Here is a 21,847-nt window from a genome sequence, read left to right on the forward strand (position 1 = left end):
TCAGACCCTTTCGAGAATTGCGAGGTTGGCGCAGGCGCCGTAGCGGTAGGTGACCATGCCGTAACCACTGACGACGGCAGTGCGTGCGTCAGGGACCTGCCGGTTGCCGGCGTCGCCGAGCAATTGAGTCACGGCTTCGACCAGTCCGTGCATTCCTGCTGCCGAACCTGCCTGCCCCGCGGACAGTTGGCCGCCGGAGGTATTTACCGGCCAGTGGTCGCTCAGTAGGCGGTCGGCGATGTCGCGGACGTTTCCTGTTGGCGCGAAACCCATGTCGGCCAGCTGGATCAGTGCCATGACCGGGTAGTCGTCGTAGACGCTGACCACGTCGACGTCGGAGGGATTCAGACCTGCACGGTTCCACAATGCGGGAGCGATACCGGCCAGCCCGGTACGCAATCCGTCTCCTTCGTGACGATCCCAATTCACAGACCCACCGATAGCGCTCACACGCACGGAGGATTGCCCTGCTCGAACGTTCTCCTGGCGTGTGATGACGATGGCGTCCGAGCCCGTGACTGGTGGAACGCAGTCGAACCGGCGCAGCGGTGAGGCGATGATGGGGGACATCAGGTAGTCGTCCATGGTCATTTCCGATTGATAGACCGCGCCCGGATTCAGTGTGGCCCAACGTCTCTGAGCAACCGCTACCGCACCGTATGCTGTTTCGTCGAGGCTGTGCTGCCGCATGTGGCGCTGGGTGAGCATGGCGAACATGGCGTTCGGTCCGCCCATGCCCAACGGGGTTACGTAATCGCGTGTGATGACGTTGTAGTCGTCGACGACCGACCGAAAGTCCGAGGCTGTCATGCGGTCGCCGGCTACGAGGACGATGGTGTCCGCATCGCCGGCCTCGATCGCGCGGACGGCGTGCTGAAGCATGTTCACGCCGCTGGCTCCACCGTTGGTGTCCTCCATCAGCCAGCGCAGCGACAGACCGCTACGGAGGGCGAGGTCGACTGCGTGATCGGGCTTGAGAGTGAAGCTCGACACGCCAAGCCCATCGACATCGGCGAGGGTCATGCCGGCCTGCGAGACGGCGCGAGCGATCGCGGTGGTCAGAAGTTGCTCGGTGGTGTCGGTGTCGTCTGGATGCCGGGTGTAGGGAACTTCGACGGCGCTGACGATGGCTGCATCGATCGCGTTCATACGGGCTCACCGATCCCGTTCAAGGTGCGCACATTCGAGGCTCCGGGGGGCATTCCGGACAGCGAGTCGATGCCTCTGGTTTCTGGAGCCTTGATCACGGCGATGGTGCTGAGGACGCCGAAGAGGGCGAGGTACACAGCGATGGGCCAGTACGTTCCGGACCAGGCGAGCAATGCTGTTGCAATCAGCGGGGCAACGCCTCCGGCGAAGATCGCGGCAACTTCGTGTCCTATCGACAAACCGCTGTAGCGAACCTTGCCGGTGAACAGCTCACTGAAGAAGCTCGGCTGCGTGCCGATCATCGCGCTGTGGCAGATACTGATGGCAACGATGATCGCTACCCAGATCAATGCAGTGTTCTGGGTGTTGATCAGCAGGAAGAAGGGTGCGGCCCACACGATCACGCCGACTGCACCGATGAGGTATACCGGGCGTCGTCCGATGCGATCGGACAGAGCGGCGAACCCGACCATCGTGAAGGTTTCCAAGATGTTGGCCACGATGATCGCGGTCAGGATCACTCCGCTTGCGACACCGATATGGACGCCGTAGGCGAGTGAGAACACCGCGAATATGTACGATCCGCCGTTTTCGGCCATGCGGGCGCCGACGGTCACCAGGATCGAGCGGCGCTGCGTCTTGATCGCTTCCAGCGCCGGATAGCGGACCTTGGCCTCGTCCGCTTGAAGTTCTTCGAATACGGGAGTCTCTTCGACCTTCATGCGAATCACGAGACCGGCGATCATGAGCACCAAGCCCAACAAGAACGGAATCCTCCAACCCCAGGAGAGGAAGTCGTCTTCGGGCAGGAGATTGACAAGAGCAAAAACCGACGAGGACAGGATGAAGCCAAGGGTGACTCCGACTTGACTGAAGGCGGAGAAAAATCCGCGTCGCGCGGGCGGTGCGTTTTCACTGATCAACAGGACCGCGCCGCCCCATTCCCCGCCTACTGCGATGCCTTGAACGACGCGCAGTACGACCAGCAGAACCGGGGCCCAGATGCCGATTTGGGCGTGCGTCGGAAGGAGACCGATCAGGGCGGTGCACACACCCATCATCATGAGTGTGATGACAAGCATCGATTTGCGTCCGACGCGGTCACCGAAATGCCCGAAGATCACTCCACCGATAGGCCGGGCGACGAAGCCGATGGCGAACGTTCCGAACGCGGCGAGCGTTCCGACGAGGGAGTCGTCCCCGGTGAAGAACAAGGGTCCGAAGACCAGGGCCGCGGCGGTTCCGTACAGAAAGAAGTCGTACCACTCGAGGGCGCTACCGACGAGGCTTGCTGTGGCCGCCTTACGCGTCCTGGTTTGTACTGATTGATTGGGCATGGCAGGAATCCATTTCCTATTGTGCGTAATTCATACGTCGAGGAAGCACGTCAGCGGGCCATCGATGTGCAGTGCGGGAATGCCGGCGTACTGGAGGGACATGACGGCTAGTGGCCGAAGGCTTCGACCAGCCACCACGACCCTTCGTCGGAGATGATCTTGGCGTCCAAGACCATGGGGCGGTCGGGTTGGTCGAGCCACGATTTGATCGGGAGTAGATCGTCGAGGCCCCTGACGGTGATCGCCTCGCACCCGTAGCCGCGGGCGATGGCAGCGATGTCGGTGTCGGGGAAGGTCACTGCGTCGAGGGCGACGTCTGTTCCGAAGTGGTGGACTTCCGCTCCGTACTTGGCGTCGTTGTAGACGACGACGAGCATCGGCAGGTTCATCCGGACCGCTGTCTCGAGTTCGCTGATGCCCATCAGGAAGCCGCCGTCGCCGCAGGCGGCGATCGGTACCCGGTCCGGTTGAGCGATCGCGGCGCCGATCGCCGTTGCGAGGCCGAGGCCGACCGACTGGAACGCCTGCGTGAAGCAGAAGCCGTACTCGTCCGGGACATCGAGATACATACTCGGGTAGCCGAGGAAGTTGCCGGAATCCACTGACAGCACGCGCGAACGCGGCAACAGCCGATTCAAGTGTGCGCTCATCGCCCGTGGGTCGATGCGGTCGTCGGTGCTCGCATCGTCGAACGGAACTTGATGCCATCGGCCTTCGGCCTGGATGCGTTCGAGCGTCGCGTTCGTCCTGTAACCCACCTTCTCCACCATGGCCTCCGCCAGCAGAGCCGACGCATCGGCAGCCGTCTCTGCGACGCCGGCCCAGACACCGAGGTCGATCGGCCGATTCCGGCCGATGGCGCCCTGGTCGATGTCGACCTGGACCACCTTGGCGCTGTCTCCGATCAATCGGCCATGGCGCATGGTCCACATGTTGAGGGTGCATCCCCAGCCGACGATGAGGTCGGCGTCGGTGATGAGCTCTGCAGCGAGGGGAGTGGAGAAACCGCCGGCGACGTCGATGCTCCATGGCTGGCCCTCGAACATTCCGCGTGAAACGGCGGATGTCGCGAGCAACGCTCCGCATCGATCTGCCAGCTCGGCCAGAGCGTGCTTCGCTCGACCTCCGCGGGCGCCGCGACCAGCGACGAAAACAGGCCGTTCCGCTTGCTCGAGCAACGCTGCGAGCTCTTCGAGGTCCGCTCGCTGTGGACGAGGAGCCATTCTCGCAACGGTCGGTGACAACGAGACGGTCCCCGGGAAGAGACAGTCCTGAACGTCGATCGGAATGTTGAGCACGACCGTGCGTCTCTGCAACGCGCAGATGTCGTAAGCATGAGTGAGGTCGGAGACTGCGGTCGCCGCGGAACGAATCCGCAGTGCCACTGCCCCGCACCCGCGTGCAATCGACTCCTGGTCGATGTAGAAGTTCGACTTCGGATCGGTGGCTTCCGCTGTCAACACCAGCAGCGGACTTCGACTCTTTGCGGCCTCGACGATGCCGGTCAGCGCGTTGGTGTAGCCGCAACCCTGGTGTAGAGACAGCACTGTGACCTGCTCGCTCATACGGGCGTGGGCGTCCGCCATAACAGCAGCTCCGCCCTCGTGGCGTGCTGCAACGAAGCGGGCGCCGGCATCCACCAGTGAGTTGGTGTAGTGGAAATTCCCACTTCCAACCACACCGAACGCTACGCGGACACCGAGGTCGTACAAGGCTCGACCGATAACTTCGCGAACGTACATGATCAATCCTTCTTTTCGGATTCGGTGGAGGTGGTAACGATTGCCATTACTCGGGCGGGACTTCCCGAACCGCCGACGATCTTCAGCGGCGCCACGATCAGCACGCCCCCTGTCAGGGGGAGTGACGCCAAATTTCGCAATTGGGTCACTCCGTATTTGCCGGCGCCGAGTAGGTAGTGATGGCACGGAAAGGGCGGGTCGAAGGCGAACGCTTGACCGGCGTCGATACCGACGGTCTCCACTCCGACGCCCCGGATCGGACTGTTCTCGGCCAACCACCGGGCGCATTCGACCGATATACCCGGCGTGTGCGGGCCGTCGTCGTCTGCGTTGATGAACCGCTGCGGGTCAGAGGACCGGCGGTCCCAACCCGTGCGGTAGAGCAACCACCCGCCCGCCGGCAACGGGCCGTGGCGTTGTTGCCACTCCTGCACATCGCTTACGTCGAGCAGGAAATCGGGGTCGTCGGCAACCCTCTTCGATTTGTCGATGACAACGAATGGGCTGACCAGGTCGCTGACCGGGACACGTGCGACATCGGCGAGGTCCCGCCCGGTGATCCAGTGACATGGGGCATCGAAGTGAGTTCCGACGTGCTCACCGGTGTGAATGCCGTTCTGGTAGGAGGTCTCTCCTCGTTCATCGTAACGAGCCAGCTCCTCGAGGGAGAAGTGCGGAATCGGCTCCATACCCTCGGGAAGGGGCAGCACGGGGGTCTCGGGCGACAGCGGGGCGGTGAGGTCGACGATGCTGATCGTCTTGTTTCTCAACCCCTCTGCCAGATCGGTGATGGAGGCAACAAGCTCGGGCATGCCGTAGATACTTCAGTGTGTGGGCTGGTCCACATAATGCCCTTCTTGCACGCACTATGCCCATACAGGCATCGCTGCAGCCTGCGGCTATGCTCACGTCATGGAGCGTCGACTGAAACACCTGCTGGACGGCGGATTCAAGCTGCGCCACCTCCAGTTGATCACCGCGATAGCGAACAATGGCACCATCGTCGGCGCGGCGCGAGACTTGTATGTCACACAACCCGTCGTGACACGGGGTTTGCGTGAAGCGGAAGAAATTCTGGGAGTCGAACTCTTCGACCGCAGCTCGCGGGGAGTGACCCCGACTGCGTACGGGACGTTGCTACTCGAACACGCCGAAATGATCCTCACCAGCATGGAGCGTCTGGCCGAGAACATCGATCACCTCCAGACGAGCGGTACCCGGCCCATCCGGGTGGGGACGAACATGACCGGTTCGTACGCCTTGCTTCCTCGCACTTTGATATCGGTCAAGGCCGCGAACCCCGCGCTGAAAGTGTCGGTGGTCGAGGGCACCGACGAAGCGCTTCTGGAGTTGCTGGCGCACCACAAGCTCGACGTTCTGATCGGGCGGATGATGAACGACAGTCCTCCGACTGTCGTTCAGCGACATCTGTACGACGAACCCATCCGCATCATGGGACGGGTCGGCCATCCTGTCTTCGCGATGGACGACCTCGAGCCGGAGCATCTCGCGGCCTTCCCGTGGGTGCTGCCGCCACCTACAGCCGTGGCGAGCCGACTCGGCGGTTCGTTCGGCGAAACCGGATCGTGGGTGCCAACCAATGTCATCGAATGCACCTCCATCTTGACGATCCGGTCGATCCTTCACGCAACCGATTCGTTGGCTCCACTGCCCGTGTTGGTCGGAACCAACGATCCAGGACTGCGCATCGTCCCCTGGGCGCTCGATACCCTTCCCCGCGCCCTCGCCGTCACTCATTCGACGGAGTCGGAACCGAGTGAGAGTGCGCGATTGTTCATCGAACACCTCCTCGGCGAAGCCAAAGCGATCGAGATCGAGCTCTCCGAGGCGCGCATCGACCTCGCCTAGCACCAGACGGGCGCTCCGGCGTTCGGCTTGAGCCCGTGTTGCGGATCGTCGATGCGGCAGCTATGTCCGAACAGGCATGGAATGTTCGGATTCGGTATTTGTTCGGCATAGCGCCCTGGGTCGACCATGAGTTCATGACATCAACCCCCGGCGGCTGGATCCGCAATTTCGTCGACGGTGCATTCGTCGAGCCCGATCCGCAGCGCGGATTCGATCAGATCGATCCGGCGACCGGGCGCGTACTGGCCCAGGTACACGAGGCCGACCAGAAGTTGGTCGATCGCGCCGTTCGTGCCGCTCGTCGTGCCCTCCACAACGGTTGGGCCGACACCCCGGTACGCGACCGCGCCGCGGTGCTGCGCCGCGCTGCGGACCGGATCGAGGAGCGCTTCGAGGAATTCGTCGCCGCCGAGATGGCGGACACCGGCAAACCGATCACGCAGGCGCGAGAGCTGGATGTGGCGCGGGCACTCACCAACTTCCGGACATTCGCCGACGTCGCCGCCGCCGCCGGCCAGGAATCGTTCATGACCGACCTGGCGGGCGGTCGGCAGGCTCTGAACTACGCAGTCCGCAAGCCGCTCGGCGTCGTCGCGGTGATCGTGCCCTGGAACCTGCCTTTGCTTCTGCTGACTTGGAAGGTTGCGCCGGCACTGGCGTGCGGCAACGCTGTGGTGGTCAAGCCCAGTGAGGAGACACCCGCGACCGCAACCCTGCTCGCGGAGGTTCTGGACGAGGTGGGGTTGCCTGCCGGTGTGTACAACGTGGTACACGGCTTCGGCGGCAACTCCGCCGGCGAACACCTCACGACCCATCCCGGGATCGACGGGGTGACCTTCACCGGTTCGTCCGCGACCGGCTCGCACGTGATGAAAACTGTTGCGCCCCGGGTACGGCCGGTGTCGTTCGAGCTCGGAGGCAAGAACGCTGCGATCGTGTTCGATGACGTCGACATCGACGAGGCACTTACCGGACTCACCAGGTCCGTTTTCACCAACACCGGGCAGGTGTGCCTGTGCACCGAGCGAGTGTATGTGCACCGCAACGTGTTCGACGACATCGCCACCGGCCTTGCCGAGCGAGCCGAGCAACTGAGGCTGGGCGACCCATCCGACGCCGCCGTCACCACCGGGCCACTGATCTCGCAGGGACATCGGGAAAAGGTGATGAGGTTCTTCACTCTGGCCGAGCAGTCCGGCGCCAAAATCCTTACCGGCGGCGGTATCCCAGATGTCGGCAGGGAGTTCGCGTCGGGCTCATGGGTCGAGCCCACGCTGTGGACGGGACTGACCAACGAGGATCCGGTGCTGCGTGAAGAAATTTTCGGTCCAGTCGCGGCGCTGGTGCCATTCGATACCGAAGCGGAGGCGATCGAGCTCGCGAACGACACCGAGTACGGGTTGGCTGCGTCGGTGTGGACCAACGACCTACGGCGCGGCCACCGCGTAGCGCAGAAGATGAACGTCGGAATTTCCTGGGTCAACACATGGTTCACACGCGAACTGCGTTCTCCCTTCGGCGGTGTCGGACTGTCCGGCATCGGCCGAGAAGGTGGCGAGTCGTCACTGCACTTCTACACCGAGCCCACCAACGTCTGTGTGGCGCTGTGACTTCGGGGAGAACAGAAGCGATGAAAGCAAAGATGTTGGACCGCAGAGAGATCGACGTACTCGCCGGTCGATTGGACGACGCGCGGGTGCAGGTTCTCGACGTTCCCAGCCTCGCAGACGACGTCGAAATTCACATCGACGACGCCTACCGCATCCAGGACGAGCTGGTGGCCAGGTATTTGCGCCGCGGGGAAGCACTCGTCGGTGTCAAGCTCGGATTCACCAGCAAGGCCAAGATGGCACAAATGGGTGTTTCCGAGGTGATCGTCGGCAGGCTCACCGACGCGATGAGCGTCGACGACGGTGGCCGCGTGGAGCTGCACCGGTTCATCCACCCGAAGATCGAACCCGAGGTCGCATATCGTCTGGCGCTCGACGTCGACCTCGACGATCCCACGGTCGACGTCGAATCCTGCGTCGACGCAGTCGCTCCCGCGTTGGAAATCATCGACTCCCGCTACCGGGACTTTCGATTCACCTACACCGACGTCGTCGCCGACAACACCTCGGCGGCCGCGTATGTGATCGGGCCATGGCAGCCGATGCGCGCCATCGGCGATCTTCCTGTACGGCTCGAGGCAGGCGCACATACCGTCGACGGATCGACCGAGGCGATCCTCGACGACCCCATCAATGCCCTCCATTCATTGCTCGAGGTAAGCCGCCGTCGGCGTATCCCGTTGCGCCCCGGCGATGTAATCCTCGCGGGGGCTGCTACCGCAGCCGTCCCCTTGACGGCCGGTCTCGCGCGATGCGAGATCGACGGGTTGGGCGTGGTCTCCGTGGAGGTGACAGCATGAGCGCTGACGCTGCCAAGGTGATCGAGCGGCTCGCCACGCCCCGCGGCCGCTTCCCCCACGTGAGAATCGCCGGCGACTTCATCTACGTCTCCGGAACGAGCTCGCGCCGACCGGACAACACGTTCGTCGGCGTCGAGGTCGATGAGATGGGAACGACGAACCTCGACATTCGAGCACAGACGCGCGCAGTCATCGAGAACATCGAGTCGATCCTCGCCGAGGCAGGCGCAGAGCTGACCGACCTCGTGCAGGTCACCTCCTACCTCGTCTCGATGAACGACTTCGGCGGATACAACGAGGTATACGCCGAGATGCTCGACGAATCCGGACCCACCCGCACCACCGTTGCGGTGCACCAACTTCCACACCCGCACCTGCTCATCGAAATCCAGGGCGTCGCCTACCTGCCCGCTCACCGCCGCGCCGACACCCCCGACACGAAGGATCACTCATGACCACCATCCCGCCCGTCATCGATTTCCAGAAGTGGATCGTCGAGAACAGGCATCTACTCGCACCGCCGGTCAACAACCAAACCATGGCGTTGGGCGACGACTTCGTCGTGCAGGTCGTCGGCGGCCCCAACCAGCGCACCGACTACCACCTCGATCCGTACGAGGAGTGGTTCTATCAGCTCGAAGGCGACATTCACGTCGACGTCATGACCGAAGACGGACCGCAGCGCGTACACATCCGGGAAGGTGAAACCTGGCTGCTACCAGGCAACATCCCACACTCGCCACAGCGCCCCACCGCAGATTCGATCGGCCTGGTCATCGAACGCGTACGGCGAGAAGGAACGCTGGAGAAGTTCCAGTGGTACTGCCTCGACTGCAACCACCTAATCCACGAAATCGAACTACAGGTGCGTGACATCGTGTCCGACCTGCCACCGGTTTTCGTCCAGTTCTACGAAGACGAGAAAGCCCGCACGTGCGACAAGTGCGGCGCCCTCCATCCCGGGAAAGGCTGACATGGGCGGCATCATCGACGTCCACACCCACTATGTCCCCAAGGGGTGGCCGGACCTGACCGCCGACGCCGGACCTGACGCCCCTTGGCTGCGGGTCGAAACCGAGTCCGAGGCCGTCATCATGATGGGATCCAAACAATTTCGTCGAATCCAGGCCGACGCCTGGGACGCGCAGATTCGACTGCGGGACATGGACGCCGACGGCGTTCGGACCCAAGTCGTCTCTCCTACACCGGCATTTTTCAACTACGGTCGCACCGGTGCACAGGCGGAGCGGATCGCTCGTATCTTCAACGACCTTGCACTCGACATCGTCGCTCCCGCCCAGGACCGGCTGATCCCGTTCTGTCAGGTGCCGCTGCAAGACCCCGACGCGGCCTGCCGTGAAGTGGAACGATGCATGGCAAACGGACACCGCGGAGTCGAAATCGGCAACCACGTGGGCGACTACGACCTCGACAGCGAGGGCGTGGTGACGTTTCTGCAGCACTGCGCCTCCCTGAACGTTCCGGTGTTCGTCCATCCTTGGGATATGGACTCCACGCCGCGCCTGAACCGCTGGATGGCGCAATGGCTTACCGCGATGCCCGCCGAGACGCATCTGTCCATTCTCGCGTTGATCCTCGGTGGTGTCTTCGACCGCATCGACGATCGTCTGAAGATCGGCTTCGCTCACGGCGGAGGCTCGTTCGCGTTCTGGCTCGGCCGAGTGGAGAACGCCTGGCACCGCCGCAACGACATCATCGGCACCTCGGACATGCCACCGTCGCACTACCTCGGCCGCTTCTACGTGGACTCCGTTGTATTCGACGACCGCGCGTTACGCCTGCTCGTCGACACGGTCGGAGTCGACCGAGTAATGGTGGGCAGCGATTACCCGTACCCGCTGGGGGAGCGACCGGTGGGCGAGGTCGTGCGCAAGAGCGAATTCCTGGATGAGTCCTCACGGAACCTCGTTCAACGCGGCAACGCCGAGCGATTCCTCGGGCTCGTCGAAACATCGACGGTGTGAACGATCGAGATTGCGGACGGCTGCAATTGGTGCTGTGGCCAGCGGCGTGTTCTGGTCGCCGCTGGCGCTACGGCGCGTAGTGCCGGCGGCGACGACCGGGACCACCGAAACGATCGTCGTGGTCAGTGTCGTTGCGTCGCTGACTGATTCACTGAGCAGCGCCGCGGGGAGCTGATGGCGTACTCGGTCGTGATCGGTGCGGTAGCGGCACTGGCCTCGAGCCTCTACTCCCGTGGCCTGTTCGCCGGTGTCGAGCGGCCGCCGAACCAGCCGTCAGAAGTAGTAGTTGTCCCTCGCGACCGTACGAAGAGCCGCCCCCTGGTGGCCCGAGACGCCAGCGCTCGGCAGGAAAGACCGTCGGATGGCGTTGACAGGCCGGCGCATTCTCTGTACCTTTTGGTACAACTTGTACTGATCGGTACAAGCAATGCTCCAGAAAGAAGCCTCTCATGCCCCGTCCTCCGCTTCCTCCGTTCACCGAGGCCACCGCGATCCAGAAGGTTCGCGCTGCCGAAGACGCATGGAACACCCGTGATCCCGAGCGCATTTCGCTCGCGTACAGCGAGGACAGCTGGTGGCGTAACCGCTCGACCTTCGTCCAAGGCCGCGCCGCGATCGTCGATTTCCTCACCGGCAAGTGGGAGCGCGAGCTCGACTACCGGCTCATCAAGGAGCTGTGGGCCTACATCGGCGACGTCATCGCAGTGCGTTTCGCCTACGAGTATCGTGACGTCACCGGCCAATGGTTCCGCGCCTACGGCAACGAGAACTGGCACTTCGACGAGGACGGCCTGATGACCCACCGCCACGCGAGCATCAACGACCTCGAGATCACCGAGTCCGACCGCAAGTTCTTCTGGGACGCCTCCGGCCCCCGACCGGCCGACCACCCCGGCCTGAGCGATCTCGGTCTGTGATGGCCCGAACCGTCCTCGATCGTTCCGATGCGATCCGCGCCCTCGCTGGAGTCTTCCGCAAACGAGGCTTCGAAGCCGGCTCGCTATCGGTCATCCAGCAAGAGACCGGACTCGGCCGCGGCAGCCTCTACCACTTCTTCCCCGACGGGAAGACGGACATGGCCCGCGCCGTCCTCGAGCAGGTGGGCGAGTGGTTCGAGGAACGGATCTTCGCCCCCCTGCGCACGGCCGAGAACGCCGCGCACGCGGTCGAGGCGATGTCGCAGGAGGTCGCCGACTACTTCAGGTCCCGCGAGAGCGTGTGCCTGTTCGCCGCAATTACGCTGGGCCAGGAGAAGGAGACCTTCGCCGAGGCGGTTCGGCAGTACTTCACCGATTGGGTCGACGCCCTCGCCGAAGCACTGCGACGCGGCGGACTCTCGACCCCAGAGGCGACAGACCGCGCCCTGGACGCGGTCGCGACGATCCAAGGCGGGCTGGTCTTGGCCCGCGCCTACGGCGACTACGCGACCTTCCTGCGGATCCTCGACCGCACTCGGCAACACCTACTCGCCCCCGCTACGAACACGCGGTAATGCAGATCGGTATGACACACCCCGTACGCGGAAATCTTCGTGACCACGTCGTTCGGACCCGGATCAGGAACGACGATGGTCTCGACCGAGACCGCCTCGCCCTTCGCCTTCGCGACGACGGCACGCACCCGCTGTGGCGTTACTACTCCGTCGGCGACAGCTACCCCGGTCGTCCAGCCCCATGAGACTCGACGACCGGGAAGCGCCGCGCTTCGCGTCAGACCGGTGCGCCTGCGACGGCGCGAGACTGCTCGATCTCGTCGGGAACTGCGGCCGCGACGCTCTCGGCGTCGGGAGACGGTGGGCCGAAGTGTGCGTACTTCTCGATGTGCTGGTCGAGGCTCAACGGACTGGGCGTGCCGTAGGTGAAGTATGTCTCCCAAGGCAGAGCAGCGCCGCCGACGGCCAAGCCGGTGTCGATGTCCGACATCTGCCAGGTCTTCGTTTCGGCATCGGGTTCGAGGTGCAGGTAGCCGGCCTCGCCGAACAGTTCGATGCGGTTTCCACCCGGCTCGAACACGTACAGGAACTGGCCCTGCGTGATGCCGTGCTTGTCCGGCCCGGCCTCGATCCGGATGTCGTAATCTCGGAACATCTCGACTGCGTCCGAATTGTGTTGGCCGGTGCCGTAATAGAACGCGACGTGGTGCATCTTTCCGCGGCCCCCGGTCATGTCACGCATGCAGGCGACTTCGTGGCCGAGGATATTGGAACTCATCCAGGCACCGATCTCGACGTCCCCATCCACGACGCGTTCGGTAGTTCGGAAACCGAGATGACGCTCGAAAGAGTTCTTGACGGCGGTGACGTCGGATGCCATCAGATTGAGGTGGTCTATCCGCTTGACCGGAACGCCCTGCAGAGGCTTCTTCGACTTGCGCGTGAGGATCTTGCTTTTCAGTTCGGGCGGAGCGACATACGTCTCGGCTTCCCAGAGCAGCTGCAGGTTGTGGCCGTCGGGCGACTTGTACTCGAATGTCTTGCCGTAGCCGAACTCGTCCTCGCTCCACGCCCCTTCGACATTGCCCTGTTTCAGCGATTCCGCGCGCCGATTCAGTGATTCGGGCGAGCTGGTGCGCAGAGCGGCGTGGCCCATACCTGCTTCGGGCGACTCGGTGATCTTGAGGCTCCACTGGTACGGGTCTTCGTAGCCGCGGAGATAGGCGGACTGGCCTTCCGTGCGGGTGACGTACATCCCGAGGAACTTCGTGAAGAAGTCCAGAGTCTCCTGCGGTTTCGGGCTGAAGAGTTCTACCCGGGCGAGGTGGGCGATCTCATGGCGTGAATCGTTGTCGCTCATCGGTTCTCCTGCATGTCCGTGATTGGTGATGCCTCGAGCATGGACAGCCGAAGTGCCCCGAGTCACGCCCGTTCGGAATGCCCGAACAGTGACACCCTCGAACGCCGACGGCGTCCGCGCCTGCCGGATCGCAGCCCGCCGCCTCCGCACTGTTTCTAGCGTCGGGGCATGACTTTCACGCCGCACAAGAAAGGCCGCTCATGAGTCGATTGACAGCTGCGATAGTCGGGTCCGGCAACATCGGGACCGATCTGATGTACAAACTGCTGCGTTCACAGCACATCGAACCGCGCTACATGGTGGGCATCGATCCCGCGAGTGACGGCCTGTCACGAGCACGCGACGAGGGACTCGAAGCGTCGGCTGGCGGAGTCGACTGGCTCCTGGCCCGCCCTGAGCTGCCCGATATCGTCTTCGAAGCCACGTCCGCGGCGGTGCACAGCGCTGCGGCGCCGAGGTACGCCGAGGCGGGAATCCGTGCAATCGATCTGACGCCCGCGTCCGTCGGCCCGTACGTCGTGCCTGCAGTCAATCTGCACCAGCACCTGGATGCACCCAATCTCAACATGGTCAGCTGCGCCGGCCAGGCGACGATACCGATCCTTTACGCCATCAACGAAGTCGCCGACGCGTCGTACGGCGAGATCGTCGCCGCCATCGCGTCCAAATCTGCTGGACCCGGTACCCGACAGAACCTCAGCGAGTTCAGCGAGAAGACCGGTCGCGCACTGGCTTCGGTCGCGGGGGTCCCCAGCGCCAAGGCAATCTCGGTGGTGAATCCGGCTGAGCCACCGATGAACATGCGCGACACGGTCTACGCCAAGGTGCGCAATCCCGACAGCGACGCGATCGAGCGCGCGGTCGTCGACATGGTTGCCCGCGTCCAGGAATACGTGCCGGGGTACTCGCTCCGCCTCGTGGATGTCGACGGCGAACTCGTCACCGTGATGCTCGAAGTAGTCGGAGCGGGCGACTACTTGCCCACGTACGCAGGCAACTTGGACATCATCACGGCCGCAGCAGTACAGGTCGCCGACGTGATCGGCCAACGGTCGGCCCTGGTCGAAGGAGTAGCATGATGAACAACAGGATCACACTCGTGGACACCACGCTTCGCGACGGAATGTCAAGCGTGTCACACCGATTCACCACACAGAACGTTGCCGACATCGCACGGGGACTTGCTCGTGCGGGCATACCCACCATCGAAGTGGCTCACGGCATCGGTTTGGGAGCATCGTCCATTCAGTACGGCTATGCCGCCGCGACCGATCCCGAGTACGTCGCCGCCGCGGTCGCCGCGGCACCCGATGCTCACATCGCCGTGCTGTACGTGCCGGGTATCGCGACGCTCGCGGGGCTACAGGGCGCGATCGACGCCGGCATCGACACCGTGCGAGTTGCCGTTCATTGCACCGAGGCGGACTGCGGACAGCAACCCATCGAATGGGCCGCAGAGCGTGGGTTGACGGTGATGACGTTTCTCATGATGAGCCACAAGCTGTCACCCGAGGCGCTGGCCGAACAAGCGATCAAGCTCGAATCCTACGGTGCAGACGTGATCTACGTCGTCGACTCGGCCGGCGCCATGGTTCCCGCGCAAGCAGGCGCGCGTGTGGCACGGTTGCGCGATGCCGTGGGTACCGACATCGGGTTCCATGCGCACAACAACCTCGGGGTGGGAATCGCCAACGCGCTCACGGCTGCTGAGAACGGAGCCACCTTCATCGACGGGTCCTTGCGTGGGCTCGGCGCAAGCGCCGGCAACGCTCAAACCGAAGTTCTCGCAGCGGCTTTCGAGCGTGCCGGGTGGGAGACGAACGTCGATCTCTTCCCGCTGATCGACACCGCCGAGAACACGGTCGCGCCGCTGATGTCCGAACCGCAGATCGTCGACGAGACCGCACTGGTCCTGGGATACGCAGGGGTCTACTCCACGTTCTTCCATCCCACCAAGCGAGCGGCGAAGAAGTTCGGCGTCCCGGCCAGGGACATCCTCCTCGAGCTGGGGCGCCGCGGCGTCATCGGTGGCCAGGAGGACATGATCGTCGACGTCGCCGCCGAGCTGGCCGGTCGCACCTCTCACGTCCCCGCAGGAGTCTGACCCGTGACCCACACCATCCACCATCTCATCGGCAGCGAATGGCGAGCAGCCTCCGACGGCGCGTCGTTCGACAGTCACGACCCCCATGACGGCTCCCACCTCGCCACCGTCGCCCGGGGCACAGCAGAGGACGGCGACGCCGCAATCAGCGCCGCTCGTACAGCATTCGACGAAGGTCCGTGGGCGCGTATGGCGCCCAAGGAACGCGCGAAGATCTTGCATGCCGTCGCGGACGCAGTCGACGACCATCGGGCTGAACTCTCCGACCTGGAGACGCGGGACGGCGGCAAGACCATCACTCAGTCGTCACACGCCGAAATCCCGCGCGTGGCACACAATCTGCGCTTCTTCGCGGATTACGCCGCGATGGCGGAGAACGAGGCGTATCCCGACGGCGATCTCCTTTCCTACACGCTGTACCCCCCAGCTGGAGTCGTCTCGGCGATCAGCCCGTGGAACGCGCCTCTGATGCTCGCGACCTGGAAGATAGCTCCCGCGTTGGCATTCGGCAACACCGTGGTCTTGAAACCGGCGCCGCAGACACCGTTGACCGCCAACCGATTCGCGGAGCTCGCGCTCGAAGCAGGTCTGCCGGAGGGCGTCCTCAACGTCGTGCACGGATTCGGCGGCGAGGCAGTGGCCGGACCGCTGACGTCCGACCCCCGGGTCGATCGCATCACCTTCACCGGGTCGAGCGCAACGGGTGTGAAGATTCTGCAAGCTGCGGCAGCGAACCACACACCGGTGTCGGCGGAGATGGGCGGAAAGTCGGCAAACATCGTGTTCGACGACGCGGATCTGGATATCGCGGTGCCGATGTCCATCCGGGCGATCTTCGGCGGAAACGGGCAGGTCTGTCTGTCGGGTTCTCGGTTGCTCGTACAGAACGGGATCATGGACGCTTTCCTCGACCGATTCGTCGACGCAGCCCAGAACCTGGCCGTCGGTGATCCGAAGGATCCGGCCACCGTCGTCGGACCGCTCATCGAAGAGAAACATCTCGAAAAGGTCCACGGCTACGTCGAACTCGCGCAGGAGGAGGGCGGAAAAGTCGTCACCGGTGGGAGTCGACTCACCGACCCCGCCCACGCCCCAGGGTTCTACTACCCGCCGACGGTCATCACCGGTCTGACGAACTCGTCACGCACTGCACGGGAAGAAATCTTCGGTCCGGTGGAAACCGTACTCGGGTTCGACACCGAGGACGAAGCACTGCGAATCGCGAACGACTCACCGTACGGCCTCGCCGGAATTCTGTTCACTCAGAATCTCTCTCGTGCCCACCGTATGGCTGCGCGATGGCGTGCAGGCACCGTGTGGATCAACACGTTCTTCGAGCGTGATCTGCGCCTGCCGTTCGGTGGTGAAGGAATCAGCGGCCTCGGACGAGAGGGCGGGCGATACTCGCGAGAATTCTTCACCGAGCCTCGCGCGGTGACTATCCGATTGAGCCGTTAGATGAGCAGCCTGTGCGTGGTCGTCGGGGCCACCGGTGCGCTCGGAACCGCCGTCACACGCCGACTCGTGACTGCAGGGCACCGGGTGCTTGCGGTGGCACGCAGCGCCGACGCCCTCGACGCTCTCGCGTCTCGGCATCCCGCCGTGACCCCGTGCGTGGCAGACATCGGTTCCGACGACGCGATCGAGGCGATCTCGACGGCCGTCGACGCGCCTGTGCGACTGGTGCTGTTCGCGGCGGGGCTCCCGGTGAAAGGATCCGCCGATACGATCGATCCGTCCGGCCTTGCGATTGCGGCGAACATCAAATCCGGGGGCGTGGTCCGGTTGCTGCATGCTGTTCGCGATCATCTGCAGGAAGGAGCGCGGTTCGTGGCCGTCGCGGGCTCGCTCGGTGTGGAGCCAGGTCCGTTCGACGCCGGCCCCGGCACCGCGAACGCTGCGCTGTTCAATCTGATGCGTCAGATCGGGGCACTCTATGGACCGAAGGGCGTCACAACGCACACCCTTGCCCCTGGCCCGATCGACACACCGAGGCTCGACGCATTCATCGAGCGGGAATCGAGCGAGACCGGGGCCTCGCCCGACACGATCCGCGAGAGATACTACGCCGCAACGTCATTGGGCCGCTTGCCAACGCTGGACGAGGTTGCGTGGATCGTCGAGATGTTGCTCGCACCGGAGGCTTCGGTCCTGCACGGCAGCATTCTGACCGTCGACGGCGGCACCCGCCACGGAATCTTCTAGGAGTATTCGATGCCTGTCGCGCATTTTCATCTGGTCGACGGTTCGTTCAGTGCCGACCAGGGGCAGCGCTTGCTCACCGAGGCGAGCCGCCTGTATGCAGACATCCTGAACGCGCCGATCGACAGGATCCGCGCGTTCATCGTCCGATACGGTGCGATGGACGTCGCGGTGAGCGGAGCGTTCTACGCGTCCAGTTCGCCGTATTTCACGGCCATCGTGTTGGCGGGCAGACCCGCGTCGCAACGACAAGAACTCCTGACCCGCTTCACCGATCTCGTGGTGGACGTGTTGGACGTCGACCGACGCGGGGTTCGCGGGCGCATCGTCGAGGTGCAGCCCGAGAATTGGGCAATCGGCGGCACTCCGGCTGCGGTGGCGCGTGCCGACGAAATTTCGGCACGCGCCGTGAACTAGGGATCGGCTCCGCTGAGCATCATTGCCGAACTGTGCCTGCGGGCAGACCTGCTGTCACCGTTCGGCGATGGTCACGTCCCCTGCAGCGAAGTGCGTCTTCCGGACCTCTCGGATGATCACGCGCACGGTGCTCACCGGCACACCGAGGGCGCGTTGTGCGCCCTCGGTGAGCTCGTGAATCAACGCACGCAGTTGTTCAGGGCTGCGGCCCTCTGCAATCGTCACGTCGATGATCGGCACGTTATTCTCCCGCCACCGTGACGGAACCGAGAGAAGTGAAGTGCGCCGCGATACGTGAACCTGGTTGCACGGGAACGGCATCGGTCATGCCGCCCGTCAACACCACCCATCCCGGTTCGATGGCCAACCCGCGTTCCGCGAGAGTGTTCGCGGCGAACGCCAAGGCCTCCGCAGGGTGCCCGTGCACCGCTGCTCCGGTAGCGGAATCGACAACTTCTCCGTCCACTTCCAACAGGCACGCCTCCAACGCGAGATCCAGGTCCTCGGGGCTGCGTCCGATCGGTCCGGTGACGTAGCGTCCCGACGAATTGTTGTCTGCGATGGCGTCCATCATCGTGAACTCGTACCCGGAGAATCTACTGTCGATGATTTCGATGGCGCCGACCACATGGTCGACCGCAGCGAGGGCCGTCGCGGCGGAAACCCCAGGGCCGCTGAGGCGTCGGCCCATGACGAACGCGATCTCGGGCTCGGCCCGTGCGTGAATGTGGCGCCCTAGCGGAACGGGCGCACCGATCGGCAGAATCATCGCGTCGGTGAGCCAAGCCGTCGACGGCGAATCCACGCCTACCTGAATCTGTTTGGCGCGTGACGTCACCCCGAGCTTGACGCCCGTCACCGTCTGTCCGCCGGAGATGCGCATGCGGAGCGCTACGTCCTGCGCGTCGTATGCGGCACGGAGATCGAGTCCGTCCCACTCCGCTCCGATGGATGTCTGTGGTTCCGCTCGCCGCTCCGCTCCTAGCAGAGTTTCAGCGATCTGCGCGACGCTCCACTGCGTCATGACTCTCCTTCCTCGTCGAAAATTGCAGTGACCGAGCCGATTCCACCGATGTTCGCCACTACCGACTGGCCTGGAGCGAGGGCGAACGCCCGGGTCATGGAACCGGGCAGAACGACATGCCCGGGTTCCAATGTGACGCCCAGCGGGCCGACCGTGTTGGCGAGCCAGACCAGCGCGTTGATCGGTGAGCCCAGTACGGCGCCACCTGCGCCCGTGGCGACGAGTGCGCCGTCCATGTGCAGCGTGCAGCCGGCGAGCCGCAGATCGACCGCGTTCAGCGACATCGGCTTGCTACCGAGGATCACGCCACCGGACGATGCGTTGTCCGCGATGGTGTCGACGATGCCGATTTTCCAGTCGCGGATTCGCGAATCCACCACTTCCAGGGCGGGGAGAACGAAGTCGACGGCGCGCACGGCATCGGCGACGGTGACGCCCGGCCCCGTGAGGGGCTTACCGAGCACGAAAGCAATTTCTGGTTCGATGCGGGGCTGCAGAAAGATTCCTGACGGAATGGGTTGGTGCTCGAGGTGGAACATTCTTCCGGTCAGATGTCCGAAGTCCGGTTGCCCGACGCCCATCTGTCGCTGGATTGCTCGGGACGCGAGTCCCACCTTGTGACCCTTGATCACCTCGCCGTCTCGCACCCACTGCTCGACCTGCGCTTGCTGCACTCTGTAAGCGAACTCGACGCCGGCCTCGGGGTAGCGGGGCGAGAGCGGCTCGATCGGCTGACCGGTTCGATAGACCTCGAGCAGCAGGTCTGCCGCGTCGTGTACGGCGTTCTCGTCGGTAGCTGCGCTACTCCCTGTCACAGCGGTCACGACGCGAACCTTCCCTGCACTGGATCGGTCGTTCGGTTGCGACCGAGTGGCACGACGGCCTCGGCTACCTGGGCGAGTGCCCTGGTCACTTCGTTCGCGGCACCGACGACGGCTCGGTGGAACTCGACGCGGTTGGCGACGAAACGTGACGCCGGAACGCTCATGCTGATGGCGGCGACCACCTGGCCCATGTCGTCTCGGACCGGGGCTGCGACACAGTCGACGTCGGCGACCGCCTCGCCGAGATCGAAGGCGCAGCCTGCCGACCGCACCGCGTCGAGCGCCTCTACCAGTCCGGCCGCGCTGGTGATGGTGGTCGGTGTTCTACGACGGAGCGTGGTCGTGTCCAGAAAGCGTGCGAGCTCGACATGGTGCAGTTGAGCGAGCAGTACTTTGCCCACCGCGGTGCAGTATGCGTCGAGCCGTGTTCCCACACGCGCGCCCTGCACCGTGATGTTGTGTGTGCCGAGCACCTTGTCGACGTACAACACTCGGTTTCGTTCCATGACCGCGAGATGTGTTGTCTCGCCGTAGTTCTCGACGAGCCTGTCCAGGACGGGGGCTGCGCAGGTACGAACGTCCACGGTGCCGCGGAGCGCTTGACCGAGTTCGACCACACGCCATCCGATCCGATACCGCCCGCGTGCTCGGCACTGGAGCAGCCCGATGTCCACGAGCGAGGACAGCAAGGCGTGTGCACTCGATCGCGGGAGATCGATGGTATTCGCGACCTCCGATACCCCCCACTCCGGTCGTTCGACCGTAAAAAGGTCCAGTACGGGACCGATCTTCTGCACTGTCTGCAGCGTCGCCACGGTATCTCCTCGTTGTCTTCCTTCTGTGATCTGCAACACTAGGAACCGAAGGAGGATCCGACCATGACCGCCGACGCACGAAAAGATGGCTCGGAGCGCACGGACACGTCGGTGTACATCGACACCAGTGGTCTCGGATCTCGCGAAGGCCGTGACACCTGGGCTAGTGCGCTCGAATCGACGTACTGCGAGATGGGCCTCGAATGGGGTTCACCGCACGCACATTTCGACGCGGAACTGGTCGGACGTCCGTTCGGCGATCTCTACGTCAGCACCGTGCGCGCCGATCCGCACACAGTCATTCGGACACCTGCGATGATTTCCGGCGACGACGACGACTTGTTGTTGTGCCTGGTCATGCGGGGCCGTGGCCACGTCGAACAGGACGGGCGGTCGGCCGACCTGCGGCACGGCTCCTTCGCCTTTCTCGATCCTTCGCGACCGTTCGTGTTCGCTTCTCCGACCGAATTCGAGCAAGTGGTGGTGCGCACCCCGCGACGCCTGCTCACGTCGCGGCTGCCGTCTCACATCGTCGATGCAGTTGCGGCTCAGGGCGTATCGGCGGGTGAGGGTGTAGGTCGCGTCGTGAGCCGTCTCCTGCAGGAGATCGCCGGTCTCGATCCCGGCGTAGCGCCCGGCGCCGCGTCGTCGTTGTCGGCGTCGATGATGGACATGTTGGTCACCGCACTTGCCGACGGGACGGTTCTGCAGAGCCACACCGAGCTCGCTCATGTGCGAGACCTCCGGCGCGCTCAGCAGCTCCTGGGGTCACGAATGCACGACCCGGACCTCACGATGTCCGACGCTGCTCGCGATCTCGGCATGTCTGTTCGCCATCTTCAGAACTTGTTCCGACGAGCCGACGCAACACCCATGAACTGGTTGTACGCCGCAAGGCTCGACCGGGCGCGCGGCCTGCTCATCGGCTCCGATGCCACCATCAACGATGTGGCGGAAACCGTGGGTTTCCGAGACGTCTCGCATTTCAGCCGAACGTTCCGCAAGCGCTTCGGAGCGAGTCCCGGCGAATACCGCAAAGCCAACTCGACGAGCTGATTTTCCGCCCATCCGAACGGACACGGGACGCACTGCGCCCGATGTTCGGAACTACCGAACGATGTTCGGGTGGACTTCGAGCGCGTCTCAGTCTTGTGATCGCGGACACAACCGAACCACT

23 protein-coding genes and 1 pseudogene are annotated in these 21,847 nt (G+C 63.8%); 14 read left to right on the plus strand and 10 right to left on the minus strand.

Annotation, left to right across the window (positions count from 1 at the left end; translation table 11 throughout):
* The 4 genes from HQ354_RS22700 to HQ354_RS22715 form a co-directional block, all read right to left on the minus strand.
* Positions 1-1,149, minus strand: coding sequence for a thiolase family protein (locus HQ354_RS22700; RefSeq protein WP_222635678.1), 1,149 nt, complete (start codon positions 1,147-1,149; stop codon positions 1-3).
* Positions 1,146-2,486 (minus strand): MFS transporter, encoded by a 1,341-nt coding sequence (locus HQ354_RS22705; RefSeq protein ID WP_222635679.1) that lies wholly within the window; start codon positions 2,484-2,486, stop codon positions 1,146-1,148. Before HQ354_RS22705 ends, HQ354_RS22700 begins: the two co-directional genes overlap by 4 nt.
* A 107-nt stretch (positions 2,487-2,593) precedes the next feature.
* Complete coding sequence (locus tag HQ354_RS22710) at positions 2,594-4,228, minus strand: thiamine pyrophosphate-binding protein (RefSeq protein WP_222635680.1); 1,635 nt, start codon at positions 4,226-4,228, stop codon at positions 2,594-2,596.
* A gap of 2 nt (positions 4,229-4,230) precedes the next feature.
* Positions 4,231-5,040, minus strand: coding sequence for a cyclase family protein (locus tag HQ354_RS22715; RefSeq protein WP_222635681.1), 810 nt, complete (start codon positions 5,038-5,040; stop codon positions 4,231-4,233).
* 100 nt (positions 5,041-5,140) lie between these two features.
* Here HQ354_RS22715 and HQ354_RS22720 point away from each other — a divergent pair, with 100 nt between their 5' ends.
* The 8 genes from HQ354_RS22720 to HQ354_RS22755 all read left to right on the plus strand — a co-directional run bounded on the left by HQ354_RS22720 (position 5,141) and on the right by HQ354_RS22755 (position 11,984).
* Complete coding sequence (locus HQ354_RS22720) at positions 5,141-6,097, plus strand: LysR family transcriptional regulator (RefSeq protein WP_167677094.1); 957 nt, start codon at positions 5,141-5,143, stop codon at positions 6,095-6,097.
* Positions 6,098-6,231: 134 nt separating this feature from the next.
* On the plus strand, positions 6,232-7,707 hold the full coding sequence (locus tag HQ354_RS22725; protein ID WP_167677096.1) for a 2-hydroxymuconic semialdehyde dehydrogenase: 1,476 nt from the start codon (positions 6,232-6,234) through the stop codon (positions 7,705-7,707).
* 20 nt (positions 7,708-7,727) lie between these two features.
* Complete coding sequence (locus tag HQ354_RS22730; RefSeq protein ID WP_222635683.1) at positions 7,728-8,507, plus strand: 2-keto-4-pentenoate hydratase; 780 nt, start codon at positions 7,728-7,730, stop codon at positions 8,505-8,507.
* Positions 8,504-8,962, plus strand: a complete 459-nt coding sequence (locus HQ354_RS22735; protein ID WP_167677099.1) for a RidA family protein — start codon at positions 8,504-8,506, stop codon at positions 8,960-8,962. The genes HQ354_RS22730 and HQ354_RS22735 overlap by 4 nt, the downstream gene beginning before the upstream one ends.
* Positions 8,959-9,480 carry a 3-hydroxyanthranilate 3,4-dioxygenase gene (locus HQ354_RS22740; protein WP_222635685.1) on the plus strand — a complete coding sequence of 174 codons (522 nt, stop codon included), beginning with the start codon at positions 8,959-8,961 and terminating at the stop codon, positions 9,478-9,480. The genes HQ354_RS22735 and HQ354_RS22740 overlap by 4 nt, the downstream gene beginning before the upstream one ends.
* Before the next feature lies 1 nt (position 9,481).
* Positions 9,482-10,492 (plus strand): amidohydrolase family protein, encoded by a 1,011-nt coding sequence (locus tag HQ354_RS22745; RefSeq protein ID WP_222635687.1) that lies wholly within the window; start codon positions 9,482-9,484, stop codon positions 10,490-10,492.
* Between the two features lie 449 nt (positions 10,493-10,941).
* Positions 10,942-11,409 (plus strand): nuclear transport factor 2 family protein, encoded by a 468-nt coding sequence (locus tag HQ354_RS22750; protein WP_222635688.1) that lies wholly within the window; start codon positions 10,942-10,944, stop codon positions 11,407-11,409.
* Positions 11,409-11,984: a TetR/AcrR family transcriptional regulator gene (locus tag HQ354_RS22755; protein ID WP_222635689.1), complete on the plus strand. Its 576-nt coding sequence runs from the start codon at positions 11,409-11,411 to the stop codon at positions 11,982-11,984. The genes HQ354_RS22750 and HQ354_RS22755 overlap by 1 nt, the downstream gene beginning before the upstream one ends.
* Here HQ354_RS22755 and HQ354_RS25780 read toward each other — a convergent pair.
* A pseudogene (locus HQ354_RS25780) lies at positions 11,978-12,112 on the minus strand (S-(hydroxymethyl)mycothiol dehydrogenase); the annotation flags it as partial. The gene HQ354_RS22755 and the pseudogene HQ354_RS25780 overlap by 7 nt on opposite strands.
* Before the next feature lie 89 nt (positions 12,113-12,201).
* Positions 12,202-13,284, minus strand: a complete 1,083-nt coding sequence (locus tag HQ354_RS22760) for a VOC family protein (protein ID WP_222635690.1) — start codon at positions 13,282-13,284, stop codon at positions 12,202-12,204.
* 200 nt (positions 13,285-13,484) lie between these two features.
* Between HQ354_RS22760 and HQ354_RS22765 the strand changes: the two genes are divergently transcribed.
* From HQ354_RS22765 to HQ354_RS22785, 5 genes are read left to right on the plus strand one after another with little or no spacing between them, the layout of a single operon-like run.
* Complete coding sequence (locus tag HQ354_RS22765; RefSeq protein ID WP_222635691.1) at positions 13,485-14,363, plus strand: acetaldehyde dehydrogenase (acetylating); 879 nt, start codon at positions 13,485-13,487, stop codon at positions 14,361-14,363.
* Positions 14,363-15,388 carry a 4-hydroxy-2-oxovalerate aldolase gene (dmpG, locus tag HQ354_RS22770; RefSeq protein WP_167677115.1) on the plus strand — a complete coding sequence of 342 codons (1,026 nt, stop codon included), beginning with the start codon at positions 14,363-14,365 and terminating at the stop codon, positions 15,386-15,388. The genes HQ354_RS22765 and dmpG overlap by 1 nt, the downstream gene beginning before the upstream one ends.
* 3 nt (positions 15,389-15,391) lie before the next feature.
* Entirely contained in the window at positions 15,392-16,846 is a 1,455-nt protein-coding gene (locus HQ354_RS22775; protein WP_222635692.1) for an aldehyde dehydrogenase, read from the plus strand.
* Entirely contained in the window at positions 16,847-17,593 is a 747-nt protein-coding gene (locus tag HQ354_RS22780) for an SDR family NAD(P)-dependent oxidoreductase (RefSeq protein ID WP_222635693.1), read from the plus strand.
* Between the two features lie 9 nt (positions 17,594-17,602).
* Positions 17,603-18,007, plus strand: coding sequence for a tautomerase family protein (locus tag HQ354_RS22785; protein WP_222635694.1), 405 nt, complete (start codon positions 17,603-17,605; stop codon positions 18,005-18,007).
* A gap of 54 nt (positions 18,008-18,061) precedes the next feature.
* On the opposite strand, the gene HQ354_RS22790 is transcribed toward HQ354_RS22785, so the two are convergent.
* Genes HQ354_RS22790 through HQ354_RS22805 form a run of 4 tightly spaced genes read right to left on the minus strand, consistent with a single transcriptional unit; the run spans position 18,062 to position 20,670 of the window.
* Complete coding sequence (locus HQ354_RS22790; RefSeq protein WP_114332514.1) at positions 18,062-18,247, minus strand: tautomerase family protein; 186 nt, start codon at positions 18,245-18,247, stop codon at positions 18,062-18,064.
* 1 nt (position 18,248) lies between these two features.
* Positions 18,249-19,031, minus strand: a complete 783-nt coding sequence (locus HQ354_RS22795; protein ID WP_222635695.1) for a 2-keto-4-pentenoate hydratase — start codon at positions 19,029-19,031, stop codon at positions 18,249-18,251.
* Positions 19,028-19,846, minus strand: coding sequence for a 2-keto-4-pentenoate hydratase (locus HQ354_RS22800; protein WP_222635702.1), 819 nt, complete (start codon positions 19,844-19,846; stop codon positions 19,028-19,030). Before HQ354_RS22800 ends, HQ354_RS22795 begins: the two co-directional genes overlap by 4 nt.
* Positions 19,847-19,851: 5 nt before the next feature.
* A complete protein-coding gene (locus tag HQ354_RS22805) occupies positions 19,852-20,670 on the minus strand; it encodes an IclR family transcriptional regulator (RefSeq protein ID WP_222635696.1) in 819 nt (272 codons plus the stop codon).
* 63 nt (positions 20,671-20,733) lie between these two features.
* On the opposite strand from HQ354_RS22805, the gene HQ354_RS22810 reads away from it, so the two are divergent.
* Positions 20,734-21,726, plus strand: coding sequence for a helix-turn-helix domain-containing protein (locus HQ354_RS22810; protein ID WP_114332511.1), 993 nt, complete (start codon positions 20,734-20,736; stop codon positions 21,724-21,726).
* The last annotated feature ends 121 nt before the right edge of the window (positions 21,727-21,847 follow it).

This window comes from Rhodococcus sp. BP-261 (assembly GCF_019835205.1).
In the GTDB taxonomy this organism is placed as follows: Bacteria; Actinomycetota; Actinomycetes; order Mycobacteriales; family Mycobacteriaceae; genus Rhodococcoides; species Rhodococcoides kyotonensis_B.